This window comes from Paraburkholderia pallida (assembly GCF_004524855.1).
In the GTDB taxonomy this organism is placed as follows: domain Bacteria; phylum Pseudomonadota; class Gammaproteobacteria; order Burkholderiales; family Burkholderiaceae; genus Paraburkholderia; species Paraburkholderia oxyphila.
In genome coordinates, this window is sequence record NZ_CP038148.1 from 1327016 (window position 1) to 1341830 (window position 14815).

The following is a 14815-nucleotide window of genomic DNA, read 5'->3' on the forward strand; positions in this document are numbered from 1 at the left end:
ATGGCAAAGTTCTTTATCGATCGCCCGATTTTTGCATGGGTGATCGCGATCATTCTGATGCTGGCGGGCGTGGCGTCGGTGTTCACGCTGCCGGTCGCGCAGTATCCGACCATCGCGCCGCCGTCCATCCAGATCAGCGCCAACTATCCGGGCGCGTCGGCGAAGACGGTGGAAGATACGGTCACCCAGGTGATCGAGCAGCAAATGAGCGGTCTCGACCACTTGCTGTATCTCTCGTCGACTTCTGACGACTCGGGCACGGCCACCATCACGCTGACCTTCGCTGCGGGCACCAACCCGGACATCGCGCAGGTGCAGGTGCAGAACAAGCTGCAGCTCGCCACGCCGGTTCTGCCGCAGGTGGTGCAGCAGCTCGGCATCAGCGTCACCAAGTCGAGCAGCAGCTTCTTGCTCGTGCTGGCGTTCGTGTCCGAAGACGGCAGCATGACCAAGTACGACCTCGCGAACTACGTGGCGTCGAACGTGAAGGACCCGATCAGCCGTATCGACGGCGTGGGGACGGTCACGCTGTTCGGCTCGCAGTACGCGATGCGCGTCTGGATCGATCCAAACAAGCTCACGAACTATCAGCTCACGCCTAGCGACGTCACGGCCGCGATCACCGCGCAGAACGTGCAGATTGCGGGCGGCCAGCTGGGCGGCACGCCTTCGGTGGCGGGGCAGTCGTTCCAGGCGACCATCACCGAATCGACGCTGCTGCACACGCCCGAGGAGTTCGGCAACATCCTGCTGAAGGTGAACCAGGACGGCTCGCAGGTGCGCCTGAAGGACGTGGCGCGTATCAGCCTCGGCGGCGAGAACTACAACTTCGACACCAAGTACAACGGTGCGCCGACCGCCGGCCTCGGTATTCAGCTCGCGACGGGCGCCAACGCGCTTGAGACCGCGAAGCTCGTGCGCCAGGAGATCGACAGCCTCTCGAAGTACTTCCCGCACGGTCTCGTCGTGAAGTACCCGTACGACACGACGCCGTTCGTGCGCCTGTCGATCGAGGAAGTGATCAAGACGCTGCTCGAAGGCATCGTGCTGGTGTTCCTCGTGATGTACCTGTTCCTGCAGAACCTGCGCGCGACCTTGATCCCGACGATCGCGGTGCCGGTGGTGCTGCTGGGCACGTTCGCGATCATGGCGGCGGTGGGCTTCTCCATCAACACGCTGTCGATGTTCGGCCTCGTGCTCGCGATCGGCCTGCTGGTGGACGACGCGATCGTGGTGGTGGAGAACGTCGAGCGGGTGATGGTGGAAGAGGGGCTCGGGCCGAAGGAGGCCACCCGCAAGGCGATGGGCCAGATCACCGGCGCGCTGGTGGGCGTGGCGCTCGTGCTGGGCGCGGTGTTCGTGCCGGTGGCGTTCTCGGGCGGCTCGGTGGGCGCCATCTACCGGCAGTTCTCGCTCACGATCGTGGCGGCGATGGCGCTATCCGTGATGGTGGCGCTGATTCTGACGCCGGCGCTGTGCGCGACCATCCTCAAGCCGATCCCGAAGGGCCACCACGAAGAGAAGAAGGGCTTCTTCGGCTGGTTCAACCGGAACTTCGAGAAGAGCCGCGACAAGTATCACAGCGGCGTGTACCACGTGATCAAGCGCTCGGGGCGCTGGCTCATCATCTATCTCGCGGTGATCGTCGCGGTTGGCCTCCTGTTCGTGCGCCTGCCGAAGTCGTTCCTGCCCGATGAAGACCAGGGCACGATGTTCGTGATCGTGCAGACGCCCTCGGGCTCGACCCAGGAAACCACGGCGCGCACGCTCGCCAACATCCAGAACTGGTTGCTCAAGGACGAAGGCAGCATCGTCGAGTCGGTGTTCACGGTGAACGGCTTCAGCTTCGCGGGCCGCGGCCAGAACTCCGGTCTCGTGTTCGTGCGGATGAAGGACTACAAGCAGCGCCAGCACGCGGACCAGAAGGTCCAGGCCCTGGTGCGCCGCATGTTCGGGCACTACGCGGGCTACAAGGACGCGATGGTGATTCCGGTGAATCCGCCTTCGATTCCTGAACTGGGCACGGCCTCGGGCTTCGACTTCGAGCTGCAGGACCGCGGCGGCGTCGGCCACGAGAAGCTGATGGAAGCGCGCAACATGCTGCTCGGTATGGCCGCGAAGGACCCGACGCTCGCACTCGTGCGCCCGAACGGCCTGAACGACACGCCGCAGTACAAGGTGGACATCGATCGCGAGAAGGCGAACGCGCTGGGCGTGACCGCGGCGGCAATCGACCAGACCTTCTCGATCGCGTGGGCATCGCAGTACGTGAACAACTTCCTCGACGTCGATGGCCGTATCAAGAAGGTGTACGTGCAGTCCGACGCGCCGTTCCGCATGACGCCGACTGACATGGACATCTGGTACGTGCGCAACAGCACGGGCGGGATGGTGCCGTTCAACGCGTTCGCGACCGGCCACTGGACCTACGGGTCGCCCAAGCTCGAGCGTTACAACGGCATCTCGTCGGTGGAAATCCAGGGTCAGGCGGGCGCGGGCAAGTCGACGGGCCAGGCCATGACGGCCATGGAGAAAATCGCGGCGAAGCTGCCCGCGGGCATCGGCTACGAATGGACGGGTCTGTCGTTCCAGGAAATCCAGTCGGGCTCGCAGGCGCCGATTCTCTACGGCATCTCGATCCTCGTCGTGTTCCTGTGTCTTGCGGCGCTCTATGAGAGCTGGTCGATCCCGTTCTCGGTGATCATGGTGGTGCCGCTCGGCGTGCTCGGCGCGCTGCTCGCGGTGACGCTGCGCGGCCTCGAGAACGACGTCTTCTTCCAGGTGGGTCTGTTGACCACCGTGGGTCTCTCGGCGAAGAACGCGATTCTGATCGTGGAATTCGCGCGCGACCTGCAGGCGGACGGGAAGATGGGACCGATCGAGGCGGCGCTCGAAGCTTCGCGACTGCGTCTGCGGCCGATTCTGATGACGTCGATGGCGTTCATTCTCGGCGTGCTGCCGCTCGCGATCAGTAACGGCGCAGGCTCGGCTTCGCAGCACGCGATCGGCACGGGCGTGATCGGCGGGATGCTGACCGCCACGTTCCTCGCGATCTTCTTGATCCCGATGTTCTTCGTCGTGATCCGCGCGAAGTTCGCCGGCGAGAAGGAAGACGCCGACACGGCGCTTGCACACTACGAAGAGCACCACGCGCACGACCACGACGACGAGAACGGCGGCAACGCCGGCTCGAGCGGTGGCTCGGGTGGCTCAAGCGGCGGCGGCTCGGGTGGACCGGCTGGCGGCGGCAACGGCCAGGGCAAGGAAGGACATTGAGATGCATAAACTATCGGTAATTGCAGTGGCCGTTGCAGTGGCCACCACCGTCCTCGCGGGTTGCACGATGGAGCCGCGCTATCACCGGCCCGATGCGCCGGTGTCGCAGACCTTCCCGCAGGGCGGCGTCTACGCGACGCAGCCCGGCGCGACCGGTGAGAGCGGCCAGTCCGGCCGCAGCGCCAACGGCGCCGTGGCCACCGACATCGGCTGGCGCGACTTCTTCGTCGATGCGCGCCTGCAGGAGCTGGTCGCGATCGCGCTGAAGAACAACCGCGATCTGCGCGTCTCGGTGCTCAACGTCGAGGCGGCGCGCGCGCAGTATCAGATCACGCGCGCCGATCTGTTCCCGGCCATCAACGGCGTGGGCACGGACACGCGCACGCGTGTGCCGCGCGATTTGCAGAGCACGCCGAACAACCCGTACAGCGTCTATAACGTGGGCGTGCAGGCGTCCTGGGAAATCGACTTCTGGGGGCGCGTGCGCAGCCTGAAGGACCAGGCGCTCGCGCAGTATCTGTCGACGGCGCAGGCGCGCAAGGCGGCGGAGATCTCGCTCGTCTCGCAAGTCGCCGACCAGTACCTGACGATGCTCGCCGACGACGACCTGCTGAAGGTCACGCAGGACACCCTCAAGACGGCGCAGGACTCGTACAACATCACGAAGGCGCAGTTCGACACTGGCACCGGCACCGAGCTCGATCTGCGCCAGGCGCAGACCGTGGTCGAGAACGCGCAGGCCAACTTGCAGGCGCAAATGCGCGCCCGCGCGCAGGCCGAGAACGCGCTCGTGCTGCTGATTGGCGAGCCGCTGCCGGCGGATCTGGCGCAAGGCATGCCGCTCGACGGCCAGAACCTGCTCACCGACATCCCGGCGGGCCTGCCGTCCGACCTGCTCACGCGGCGTCCGGACATCATGGAGGCCGAGGAGACCCTGCTCGCGGCGAATGCCAATATTGGCGCGGCGCGTGCGGCGTTCTTCCCGAAGGTCTCGCTCACGGCGGCGTTCGGCACCGAAAGCCTGTCGCTGGGCGGCCTCTTCAAGGCGGGCACGGCGGCGTGGAGCTTCGCGCCGCAGATCACGATGCCGATCTTCGAAGGCGGCGCGAACATCGCGAACCTGCAGCTCGCGAACGTGCAAAAGCGCATCGAGATCGCCAACTACGAGAAGGCGATCCAGTCGGCGTTCCGCGAAGTGGCCGATGGCCTCGCGGCGCGCGGCACCTACGATCAGCAGATCGGGGCGCTCGAGCGCAGCACCTTCGCGAGCCAGCGCGGGCTCGACCTTGCGGAGCTGCGCTACAAGAACGGCGTGGACAGCTATCTGCCGGTGCTGGCCGCGCAGACCAGCCTGTACACGTCGCAGCAGGCGCTCGTCACGGCGCGGCTCGCGCGGCTCACCAACCTCGTCGATCTGTATCGTGCGCTCGGCGGTGGCTGGATCGAGCACGCGGGCGAGACGCCGCGCCCGGCCGATGCGCCGGTCGACTACGGCGCGGCCAGCGCGCCGGCGGCGGCCTCGGCGCCGGCCGCAACGGCGGGTTGAGCGACGCGAACGCAGACTCAGCTTGACGGAGTAGAAACGAAAAACGCCACGGGAGACCGTGGCGTTTTTTTATGGCCATCCGCAATGCAGGCCGCCCAAAACAAAAAAGGCGTCACGGTTTCCCGTGACGCCAAACCAGCAAAAGGCCCCGGCACGTGTGACTCTCACCCGGCCGGGGCGCCTCTCGCGTCGACTCAGTGTGCCGCGGTGCGCGGCATGCCCTGTCCCGCTTCCGGTGCTTGATCGGCTTCGTGCGACTGGGTGCCGTCGAAGTCGTGACCGACTTGGTGGATGTCGTGTTCCGCGGCGCGCTCGCTCTTTGCGCCGTTGAAAATCAGGTTGAGGATCACTGCCGAAACCGAGGCCAGCAGGATGCCGCTATGCAGGAGCGGCGAGAGTGCGGGCGGCAGCTGCGAGAAGAACTTCGGCGAGACCACCGGCACCATGCCGAAGCCCACGCTCACGGCGACGATGAACAGGTTGTGGTGGTTCTTCACGAAGTCCACCTTCGAGAGCACCTTGATGCCGTTTGCGGCCACCATGCCGAACATCACGAGGCCCGCGCCGCCCAGCACGAAGGGGGGCACCGAGGCGACGATCTGCGCCATCTTCGGGAACAAGCCGAGCGTCACGAGAATCACGCCGCCGGTTGCGCAGACAAAGCGGCTCTTCACGCCCGTCACACCGATCAGGCCGACGTTCTGCGAGAACGAGGTATGCGGGAACGAGTTGAAGATGCCGCCGATCATCGTGCCCAGACCGTCGACACGCAGGCCGCGAACGAGCGTTGCCTGATCGACCGGACGATCGACCATGTCGCCCACTGCGAGGAACATGCCCGTCGACTCGATGAAGGTCACGAACATCACGATCACCATCGTCACGATCGGAAGGACGTGGAATTTCGGCAGGCCGAAGTGGAACGGCATCACGAAGCCCACCCACTGTGCGTGCGCCACGCCGTCGAGGTTCACGCGGCCAATTGCGAAAGCGATCGCGAAGCCCGCCACGATGCCGAGCAGCACCGAGATATTGGAGATGAAGCCACGGCCGAACTTGTTGATGAGGAGAATCAGCATCAGCACGGCGAGCGACAGGCCGAGATAGACCGGGTCGCCGTAGTTCGGGTTGCCCACGCCACCGGCGGCCCAGTTGATGCCCACTTCCATGAGCGAGAGGCCGATCACCGCGATCACGGTGCCCACCACGACAGGCGGGAAGAAGCGCAGGAGCTTGCCGATCATCGGCGATATCACGATGCCGATCGCCCCGGCCGCGATGGTGGAGCCGAAGATGTCGAGAATGCCGAGCTGCGGGTTGGTGCCGATGGCGATCATCGGGCCGACCGAAGCGAACGTGCAGCCCATGATGACGGGCAGACGGATACCGAAGATCCACAGGCCGAGCGTCTGGATCAGGGTGGCGATACCGCAGGCGAACAAGTCGGCGCTGATGAGGAACGCGACCTGGTCTTTCGGCAGACCAATGGCGCCACCGACGATGAGCGGCACGGCGACCGCGCCCGCGTACATCACGAGCACGTGCTGAATGCCGAGTGTGAGAAGCTGGCCGAACGGCAGGCGCTCGTCTACCGGGTGAACCTGGGTGCGCGCCTGACCGGCTGCCGCCCTTTCGATACCCTGGGGATGCATGTCGTCTCTCTCCGTCTTTCGTTTCAGAATATGGCCTCCAAGGTATTCGCGACGAAAAGAAGCAACAAGACCACTGGAGACTATTCCGTGCTTTCCGGGGGCGATATGCGCGCGGGGTGCGCGGCCCGTCATATCGGGGTACGATCAGACGGTTTGGAGGACGGTGCGCGCCCGGATCGCGATGCTGCGCCGCATCGTAGAAACGCCTGTGCGACGTTCTGACGCGGCAATAAGCCCGTTTTTCAGGCGGTTTCAGGCGTTAGACAGCATTGCGCCGCTTTGCGTGCCGTGGAAGCGGTGGTGCCGTCCGCTCACATGAATGGGCAATGTCGCGAGAAGTCAAGCGCCAGTCGGACCCTCGTACATATGGCCGACCCATTATGATCTATATTTCGCTTTCCGCATGTGAGCCATTTCGCATGTCGAGATAGACCCCTGGGTTAACCCGCGAATGCATGCATTTCGCATGATTTTGAGGCGCCTGCGAGCCCCTCGATTCACCTCCGCCGGCCTCGCCTGTAACACGGTCTCACGGCATGAATTTCTGGCCGCTATCATGGCCCTTTTATAGTCCATTATGGCCGTCCCGGTTCGCCCTGTTCAACGAGCGGCATCGATGAGCGGCACGCGCCAACCTCAACCTTTTCCCCAAGCCACTTCGCATGAACGGATCGCAGACGCGCTTTCTCGGTATCGATCTCGGCACCGGTTCGCTCAAAGTCGCCATCGTCGATGAGACGCTCGCCGAGCGTGCCGCCGCGAGCATTCCTTATACGCTCGAGACGCCGCTGCCGGGCTGGGCCGAGATCGACGTCGAGCGCTGGTGGGACGCGCTCGTGCGCGCGTGCGAGCGCTTGCCCGCGAGCGAGCGCGAGTGGGTGCGCGCGATCGGCTTCTCCGGCCAGATGCATGGCGTCGTGCTGACCGACGCAGCGGGCCGTGCGCTGCGCCCCGCCATGCTCTGGCCCGACACGCGTGCGCGCGCGTTGCTCGATGCCTGGCCCGATAGCGAAGACCATCCTCAGCCGAATCCCGTCGCGCCCGGCATGGCGGGACCGCTGCTCTATTGGCTGACGCTGCACGAACGCACGACGGCCGAGGCCGCGCGTTGGGCGTTGCAGCCTAAGGACTGGCTGCGCGTCCGTCTTTCTGGCGGGGCGGATGAAGCCTTCGTGGCCGATCCGTCCGACGCCTGCGCGACCGCGCTGGCCGCGCCCGACGGCGCGTGGGATGTCGCGCTGATCGAGCGGCTCGGGCTGCCGGCGCGCTGGTTCGCGCCGCTCGCACCATCGTCCGCGCCGTGCGGCACGCTTTGCGCGGAGGCCGCGCGTGTCCTCGGCTTGCCCGCCGGCATCGTGCTCGCGACGGGCGCCGGCGACACGCCGTGCGCGGCGCTCGGCAGCGGCTTGCACGAAGACGGCGACGCACTGCTGACCACGGGCACGGGCGGCCAGATTGTCGTGACATCGATCGTAGAGCCGCCTGCGCGGCGCGGTCTGCATCGCTACCGGTCGGCGAGCGGCGGCTGGTACGCGATGGCCGCGATGCAGAATGTCGGCGTCGCGCTCGAGGCGGCGCGCGGCTGGCTGTCCTGCGATTGGGCGCAAGCCTACGAAGAGGCCTTCGCCGTGCCGCCTTCGCAGACGCTCGCGTTCCTGCCGTACCTGAGCGGCGAGCGCTCGCCGTGGCTCGACCCCGCGGCGCGCGGCGGCTGGCTCGGCGCGGGCCTCGGCGACACGCGCGGCGTGCTGATGCGCGCCGCGTTCGAAGGCGTGGCGTTCGCGTTGCGCGCGGGACTCGACGCGTTGCGCGGCGTGCCCTCTGCGGCCGGCGCGGGCGATCTCGGCGAAGGCGGCGCGCCACATGCGCCGATCGCCGTGCTCAAGCTCGCGGGCGGCGGCTCCGTCGATGCGCGCTGGCGCCAATTGCTCGCCGATGTGCTGGGCGCGCAGCTCGACGCGATCGACTGTCCGAATGCGGCTGCGCGTGGCGCGGCGATGCTGGGCGGCGTCGCCTGCGGGCATTGGCGCATGGACGAACTCTCGGCGTTTGCGCCCGCCTCAACCCGCGTGGCAGAGCCGCGGGCCGACGCCGCGCTGGCGCAGCGTTACGCGCGCTTCATCGATCTGTATGGCCGTGTGCGGACGTGGTTCGCGCCGGTGTCGTAGCAATTGCATCGCATAACTGAACGATGGCGGCGGGCATGGGCGCACGAACGTGCCGAAACTCGCCGACAGGTTCACGGCAGGTAAGATCGACATCGACGACCGGAACGCGCGCACGTTGTGCCGCGACCGGATCGACGAGGGCTTCGACCTGATGAAGCAGGGCGAGTCGATTCGCTCTGTTGTCCTTTACCCATAGCGAGGGCTTGAGATGCTGGACCAGATTGAAGAGCACGCCTGTTACGGCGGCGTGCAGCGCATCTACAAACACGATTCGAAAGCGATCGGCCTGCCGATGCGCTTTTCGGTCTACCTGCCGCCGCAGGCGCGCGAGCGCAAGGTGCCAGGGCTGTTTTATCTGGCGGGTCTGACCTGCACGGAGGAGACGTTCCCGATCAAGGCGGGCGCGCAGCGCTTCGCCGCGCAGCATGGCATCGCGCTGATTGCGCCCGACACGAGCCCGCGCGGTGCGAACGTGCCTGGCGAAGCCGAGGCCTGGGACTTCGGCGTGGGTGCAGGTTTCTACGTCGATGCCACGCGCGAGCCGTGGTCGAAGCATTGGCGCATGTATTCGTACGTGCGCGACGAGCTGCGCGAGGCCGTGACGGCGAATCTGCCCGTGGACGGTGCGCGGCTGGGCATCTTCGGCCACTCGATGGGCGGGCACGGCGCGTTGACGCTCGCGCTGCGCAACCCCGATATCTACCGCTCGGTGTCGGCGTTCGCGCCGATCGCGGCGCCTACGCGCTGCCCGTGGGGCGAGAAGGCGTTCAGCGGCTACCTGGGCGAGGACCGCGAGGCCTGGAAGCAGTACGACGCGAGCGAGCTGGTGGGCAAGGCCGCGCACAAGTTCGAAGCCGGCATCCTCGTCGATCAGGGCCTGGCGGACGCGTTCTTGCCGAACCAGTTGAACCCGGACGTGTTCGAAGCCGCCTGCAAGGCGGCGGGGCAGCCGCTCACGCTGCGCCGTCATGTGGGGTACGATCACGGCTACTTCTTCATCCAGAGCTTTATCGAGGATCATCTGGCGCATCACGCGCGGGTGCTGCTGAAGTAACGCTAATGCGCTGACGATGTTCGAAAAGGCCTCCACGCTGCGCGTCGAGGCCTTTTTCATTCGCGTATCCGACCCCGCGTGAAACTTTGATATCTGGTCAGGTTGGTACTAGAATCTGGTCAGGTAGGTCTTCTTTGGAGTCATCCAGTCATGCGCGCATCCCTCATCGATCCCGAAGCCAGCAAGGAATCCGCCGAGCGGCGCATGGATGATTTCCAGGCGGCCGTGAAGGCGATTGCCGCGCGCGTGGGCGCAACCGACGTCAACGCCGTGGGCACGCCCATTTCGGCATTCAAGACGAATTATTCGAGCGTGCTGAGGCGCGTCAAATCGGGCTCGGTCGAGATCGTCAACCAGGGCCCGGAGCCATTCATTATTCTCGGCCTCGATCAGGCCGTCGCGCTGATGTCCAACACGGTCAGCGACCGCACCGTGGCCGAAGTGTTCGCCGGGCTCCCTTCGGTGTCGGCCTCGGGCAAGCTGCCGCGCGACGTATCCATCGAGGCCGTGGATCATTACCGCGTGCCGCGCTGAATTTGGCGGCGCAGTTCATCGGACCAGTACGCCAGTCGGCATGCCGCAGAGGCACGCCGCGCAAAAAACCAATAAAGGCCGTCCATGCCGAGATATTTGTTGGGCACGAATACGCTCATCGACATGTGCGTTGAAGACACCGCCTCGCGTAAATGGATCGAGGGCGGGGTGAAGGCGCGTGATATCAACCTCAGTGTCATCAGCGTCGCGGCCGCGCGCCAGGTGATCGCCCGGCACAAGATGAGCGAGCCGCGTCGTGCGGCGTTCAAGAAGGCGCTCGAAGCGCGCCTTGCCGCGCTCGTCGACGACGGCTCCGTCATGCTGCCGTTCGGCGAAAGCGAGGCCGCGCAATGGGAGCAGTGGCGCGGTCATCATCCGCTCGAAATCGACAAGGCCGGTACGCGACATCCGGTCGGCCAGGACACGCGCATGGTGATCGCCACCGCGGTGGCCAACGGCTGCACGCTCGTCGAGCCCGAAGAGGTGTACCACCGCGAGCTGCGCAAGCTCCAGGTGGGCGTCGTCTCCCTGCTCGAGGAATAGGCCATTGAGCAGCCCATCGAATAGCACCGCGGATACCCCGTCGAATCCCGCACTGGACGACCCGTTCCGAGTGCCCGATGGCCGGCTCACGCCGGCCCCCGACTGTCTGCGCGTGCTGAGCCTCTCGGGCGGCGGCTATCGCGGGCTCTACACGGCGCGCCTGCTCGCCCGCATCGAGGCCAGCGAGAAGTTCGGCGCGGGGCCGATCGGCGCGCGCTTCGACATGATCGCCGGGACCTCGGTGGGCGGCATTCTCGCGGCGGGGCTCGCGGCCGGCGTGGCCGCCAGCGAGCTATACGCGATGCTCGCGCAGTGGGGGCCGTCGATCTTTCCGAAGCTCTCGCTGCGCAAGCTGCAGAAGCTCTTGAGCAAGAAGGTCTACGCGGCCGAGCCGCTCGAGGCGGCCATCGTCGCCTGCCTCGACGGCTGGGCCGGCAAGACGCTTGCCGAGATCGACAAGCCGCTCATGCTCACGACGGTGAGCTGGTCGCTAGGCGAGTTGCGCCTCTTGAGGAGCCGAGGTCTCGCGGGCGACGCGGCGGACACCTGCACGTTGCTCGAAGCGGCGCGCGCGACCTCGGCGGCCCCCGCGCATTTCCCGGCGCTGATGCTCGACGACGACTGGCACGTGGACGGCGGCCTCGCCGCGAACTGCCCCGACGCGCACGCGCTCGGCGAGGCGCAGCGGCGCGGCGTGCCGGTTCGCATGCTCGGCGTGGGCACCACGGGCGTGCATCACAAGAGCGTGCCGAGTCGCCTGCCGCTGCGCGGCCTCTACTGGGCGCAGCCCGCGCTCGATCTGAGCATGCAGGCGCAGGAGCGCATGGCGCAGGCCATCTGCATGCGCGAGCTCAAGGCAAGCTATCTGCATCTGAACAGCGAGGTGGGCGGCGACCAGCAGATCCTGCGCGATCTCGACATGGCGGCGTCCGACGCCACCGTGGCGCTCACGCGGCTCGCCGATCAGCGCTTCGAGGCGCTCTGCGCGCGGGCCGACGAGTCGCGCCGGCTGCGCTTCATCATGGGCGATGGCGAGATCTGAGCCCGGGCCGTCGGAAAGCCGGAAAGCGAAACGGCGTTGCTCCGTGAGGAGCAACGCCGTTTTCGTATCGTCGCTTTCGCGTCGTCGTCTGGGTATGCGCGCGCCGAGAGGGCTCAACGCCGCCCGATCAGGCTCGCGCCGTAGACGAGGGCCGCAAGCGCCGTGATCCAGAAGCTCGTCGGCCAGTCGGTGTAGTAGGCGAGCGTGACGCCGATCCACGCCTGCGCGAGCGCGAGCAGCGCGGCGAGCACGACGCCGGTCGAGAGGCGCGTGGTGAGATTCTGCGCGGCGGCGGCGGGGCCCACCATCAGCGTGAAGACGAGCAGCACGCCGACGATCTGCGTGCACGCGGCCACGGCGAGCGCGGCGATGGCGAGAAACAGCACCGAGACGAGCCGCAGCGAGACGCCTTTGGCCTCGGCCAGCTCTGGCTGCAGCGAGGCGAACAGCAGTGGCCGCATGATGGCCGCGAGCGCAGCGAGGCTGGCCACGGCCAGCGCCGCGAGGATGCCGAGCGTGTCGCGGTTCACGCCGAGCACGTTGCCGAACAGGAGCGCCGTGACCTGGGTGGCGTAGGCCGTGAAGAAGTGCAGGAACAGCAGGCCGAAGCCGAGCGCGAGCGAGAGGATCACGCCGATGGCCACGTCGCGGCCCGCGAGCTTTTCGCCGAGCGCGCCCATCGACACGCCCGCGGCGAGCGTGAAGCCCACCATGCCCCATATCGGCGAGACACCGAGCAGCACGGCGCCCGTGGCGCCCGTGAAGCCGACGTGCGAGAGCGCGTGGCCCGCGAAGGTCTGCCCGCGCATCACCAGAAAGTAGCCGACGATGCCCGCGAGCACCGCGACGATGCCCGACGCCGCGAAGGCGTTCACCATGAAATCGTATTCAAGCATCGTGCGTGTGGCCGTGGGTGTTGTCGTTGTCGTCGTTGCTGCCGTGATCGTGACTGTGGCCGTGCGCGTGGCCATGGTCGTGTGCGTGATCGTGCTCATGCTCGTGGTCGTGCTTTTCGACCTCGACGTCGCCCGACATCACGAAGATACGGCCCTTCATGCGCATCACCTCGATAGGCGAGCCGTAGAGCCGCGAGAGCACGGGCGCGGTGATCACTTCATCCACGCTGCCGAGCGCGGCCACGCCGTTGCCGAGATAGAGCACGCGGTCGAGCGAGTTCAGGAGCGGATTGAGCTCGTGCGCCGAGAACAGTACCGCGATGCCGAGCTCGCGTTGCACGCGGCGCACGAGTTCGACCACGCCGCGCTGGTGATGCGGGTCGAGGCTGATGAGCGGCTCGTCGAGCAGCAGCAGCTTCGGGTCGCCGAGCAGGCATTGCGCGAGCAGCAGGCGCTGGCGCTCGCCGCCGGAAAGCTCGGAGAGCGGGCGGTCGGCGAGCTTCGTGGCGCCCACGAGATCGAGCACGCGCGCGACGTCGGCGCGCGTGGCGGCGTCGGCGCGCGGGAGGCCCCAGCGGTGGCCATCGGCGGCCATCGCCACGAAATCGCGTCCGCGCACGCGGCGGCTCGCGAGCGCGGTGCGCGTCTGCGGCATGTAGCCGATCTTCGCGTTGCCGCGCGCCACGGGTTCGCCGAGCACACGAATCGCGCCGTGCGCAGCGCTCACGAGGCCGAGAATCGCCCGCATCAGCGTGGTCTTGCCCGCACCGTTCGGTCCCAGCACGCCGATGAATTCGCCCTGGTTCACCGCGAAGTTGGCGTCGCGCAGGATCGTGCGATCGCCGAGCGTGAGCGTCACGCCCGCGAGCGTGAGCACCGGCTGCGGCGCGCGGTGCGTGTCGTGCGCCGCAGCCGTGCGTACTTCGGTTGCGCGGTGAGAGGGCGAGGCCTCGGTCATTGCCTGGGTTCCCTGTACGGACATGGTTACGGTCATTACTTCTGTGCCAGCGCCGTTTGCAGCGCGTCGAGCTGCGCGAGCATCCAGTGCTGGAAGTTCATCCCGGCGGGCTGCGTCTCGGTCACGCTCACGGTCGGCACCTTCGACTGCTTCGCGATGCCGAGCATGCGTCGCGTCATCGCTTCCGTTGCCTGGCTGTTGTAGATCAGCACACGCACGCGGCGCTCACGCAGGTCGCGCTCGAAAGCCGCGATGTCCGACGCGCTGGCCTCGGTGTCGTTCATCGTCGCCATCTGGAAGCGCATATTGCGCATGTCGAGGCCGATCGCGTCCGACATATAGCCGAACACCGGCTCGGTCGCCGTCACGGGCAGGCCCTTGTACTGACCGCGCAGGGCCGCGACCTTGTCGTCGAGCGGCTTGAGCGAGCCGATAAACGTCGCAAGGTTGGCATCGTACACGCTCTTGTGCGCCGGGTCTGCCGCACCGAGCGCGGCGCTCACGGCGCGCGCGACCGCGGGCATCGTTTGCGGGTCGTACCAGAGGTGCGGGTTGTCGCCGGCCTTCTTGCCGACCAGATCCGCCGCGACGATGACCGTGCGCTGGCCGCCGCCGGTGGCGCCGAGCAGCTTGGTCATCCACGGATCGTAATCGGCGCCGTTGTAGACCACGACGCGCGCGTGCTGCAGTGCGCGCGCGGTCTTCGGGCTCGCTTCGAACAGATGCGGGTCCTGGTCGGGGTTGCTCATGATGCTCGTCACGTTCACGTACGTGCCGCCGATCTGCTTGACGACGTCGCCGTAGAAGTTCTCCGCCGCCACCACGGTGAGGGCGGCGCCCGGAGCGTCGGCCGCACGGGCGGCTTCACACGGGCCGAGCAGTGCGCCGAGCGCGAGGCATGCCGCCACGACGGGTGCGGCCGCGCGCCTGAGCGCGGCTGTGGCGTGGGAGAGCCGGCCGGGCAGGCGCGGAGTCAGGCGGACTGCACGGGTGATAGCGGGCATGGTTCTATCCTTGAATGAGCGGTGAGAACGTGGCTTGAATGGCATCCGGACGCGACGCGGCGCCGCCCGGAAGAGGCGGGGCGCTACGGAAGCGAGATGATATAACGTATCACATTGGTTGGCGAGTCAGTACCCTCGCAAA

Annotated in this window: 11 protein-coding genes and 1 pseudogene; 8 read left to right on the plus strand and 4 right to left on the minus strand. The window is 66.7% G+C overall.

Annotated elements, in window-relative coordinates:
• Together E1956_RS05990 and E1956_RS05995 are read left to right on the plus strand one after the other, a co-directional pair.
• Entirely contained in the window at positions 1–3276 is a 3276-nt protein-coding gene (locus E1956_RS05990; protein ID WP_134747807.1) for an efflux RND transporter permease subunit, read from the plus strand.
• 1 nt (position 3277) lies between these two features.
• Positions 3278–4822 carry an efflux transporter outer membrane subunit gene (locus E1956_RS05995; protein WP_134747808.1) on the plus strand — a complete coding sequence of 515 codons (1545 nt, stop codon included), beginning with the start codon at positions 3278–3280 and terminating at the stop codon, positions 4820–4822.
• 194 nt (positions 4823–5016) lie between these two features.
• Here the strand turns inward: E1956_RS05995 and E1956_RS06000 are convergent, their stop codons facing one another.
• A complete protein-coding gene (locus E1956_RS06000; protein ID WP_134747809.1) occupies positions 5017–6474 on the minus strand; it encodes a nucleobase:cation symporter-2 family protein in 1458 nt (485 codons plus the stop codon).
• Between the two features lie 662 nt (positions 6475–7136).
• On the opposite strand from E1956_RS06000, the gene E1956_RS06005 reads away from it, so the two are divergent.
• From E1956_RS06005 to E1956_RS06025, 6 genes and pseudogenes are all read left to right on the plus strand, one after another.
• Positions 7137–8642 (plus strand): xylulokinase, encoded by a 1506-nt coding sequence (locus E1956_RS06005; protein ID WP_134747810.1) that lies wholly within the window; start codon positions 7137–7139, stop codon positions 8640–8642.
• Between the two features lie 25 nt (positions 8643–8667).
• A pseudogene (locus E1956_RS46045) lies at positions 8668–8838 on the plus strand (S-(hydroxymethyl)glutathione dehydrogenase); the annotation flags it as partial.
• Positions 8839–8850: 12 nt separating this feature from the next.
• Positions 8851–9696: an S-formylglutathione hydrolase gene (gene fghA / locus E1956_RS06010; protein ID WP_134747811.1), complete on the plus strand. Its 846-nt coding sequence runs from the start codon at positions 8851–8853 to the stop codon at positions 9694–9696.
• Between the two features lie 150 nt (positions 9697–9846).
• Positions 9847–10230: a hypothetical protein gene (locus E1956_RS06015; protein ID WP_134747812.1), complete on the plus strand. Its 384-nt coding sequence runs from the start codon at positions 9847–9849 to the stop codon at positions 10228–10230.
• Between the two features lie 99 nt (positions 10231–10329).
• Complete coding sequence (locus E1956_RS06020) at positions 10330–10773, plus strand: PIN domain-containing protein (RefSeq protein ID WP_134747813.1); 444 nt, start codon at positions 10330–10332, stop codon at positions 10771–10773.
• Between the two features lie 4 nt (positions 10774–10777).
• Complete coding sequence (locus E1956_RS06025; RefSeq protein WP_134747814.1) at positions 10778–11815, plus strand: patatin-like phospholipase family protein; 1038 nt, start codon at positions 10778–10780, stop codon at positions 11813–11815.
• A 113-nt stretch (positions 11816–11928) separates the two neighbouring features.
• Here E1956_RS06025 and E1956_RS06030 read toward each other — a convergent pair whose 3' ends face one another.
• Genes E1956_RS06030 through E1956_RS06040 form a run of 3 tightly spaced genes read right to left on the minus strand, consistent with a single transcriptional unit; the run spans position 11929 to position 14673 of the window.
• A complete protein-coding gene (locus E1956_RS06030; RefSeq protein WP_134750385.1) occupies positions 11929–12711 on the minus strand; it encodes a metal ABC transporter permease in 783 nt (260 codons plus the stop codon).
• Positions 12704–13693: an ABC transporter ATP-binding protein gene (locus E1956_RS06035; protein WP_418789235.1), complete on the minus strand. Its 990-nt coding sequence runs from the start codon at positions 13691–13693 to the stop codon at positions 12704–12706. The genes E1956_RS06030 and E1956_RS06035 overlap by 8 nt, the downstream gene beginning before the upstream one ends.
• A gap of 11 nt (positions 13694–13704) precedes the next feature.
• Positions 13705–14673: a metal ABC transporter solute-binding protein gene (locus E1956_RS06040; RefSeq protein ID WP_134747815.1), complete on the minus strand. Its 969-nt coding sequence runs from the start codon at positions 14671–14673 to the stop codon at positions 13705–13707.
• Positions 14674–14815 lie beyond the last annotated feature (142 nt).

Excerpts from the sequence above, each read along its gene's own strand:
- E1956_RS05990 (WP_134747807.1), top strand. The coding sequence starts at position 1 with ATGGCAAAGTTCTTTATCGATCGCCCGATTTTTGCATGGGTGATCGCG.
- E1956_RS05995 (WP_134747808.1), top strand. The coding sequence starts at position 3,278 with ATGCATAAACTATCGGTAATTGCAGTGGCCGTTGCAGTGGCCACCACC.
- E1956_RS06000 (WP_134747809.1), bottom strand. The coding sequence starts at position 6,474 with ATGCATCCCCAGGGTATCGAAAGGGCGGCAGCCGGTCAGGCGCGCACC.
- E1956_RS06005 (WP_134747810.1), top strand. The coding sequence starts at position 7,137 with ATGAACGGATCGCAGACGCGCTTTCTCGGTATCGATCTCGGCACCGGT.
- fghA (WP_134747811.1), top strand. The coding sequence starts at position 8,851 with ATGCTGGACCAGATTGAAGAGCACGCCTGTTACGGCGGCGTGCAGCGC.
- E1956_RS06015 (WP_134747812.1), top strand. The coding sequence starts at position 9,847 with ATGCGCGCATCCCTCATCGATCCCGAAGCCAGCAAGGAATCCGCCGAG.
- E1956_RS06030 (WP_134750385.1), bottom strand. The coding sequence starts at position 12,711 with ATGCTTGAATACGATTTCATGGTGAACGCCTTCGCGGCGTCGGGCATC.
- E1956_RS06035 (WP_418789235.1), bottom strand. The coding sequence starts at position 13,693 with ATGTCCGTACAGGGAACCCAGGCAATGACCGAGGCCTCGCCCTCTCAC.
- E1956_RS06040 (WP_134747815.1), bottom strand. The coding sequence starts at position 14,673 with ATGCCCGCTATCACCCGTGCAGTCCGCCTGACTCCGCGCCTGCCCGGC.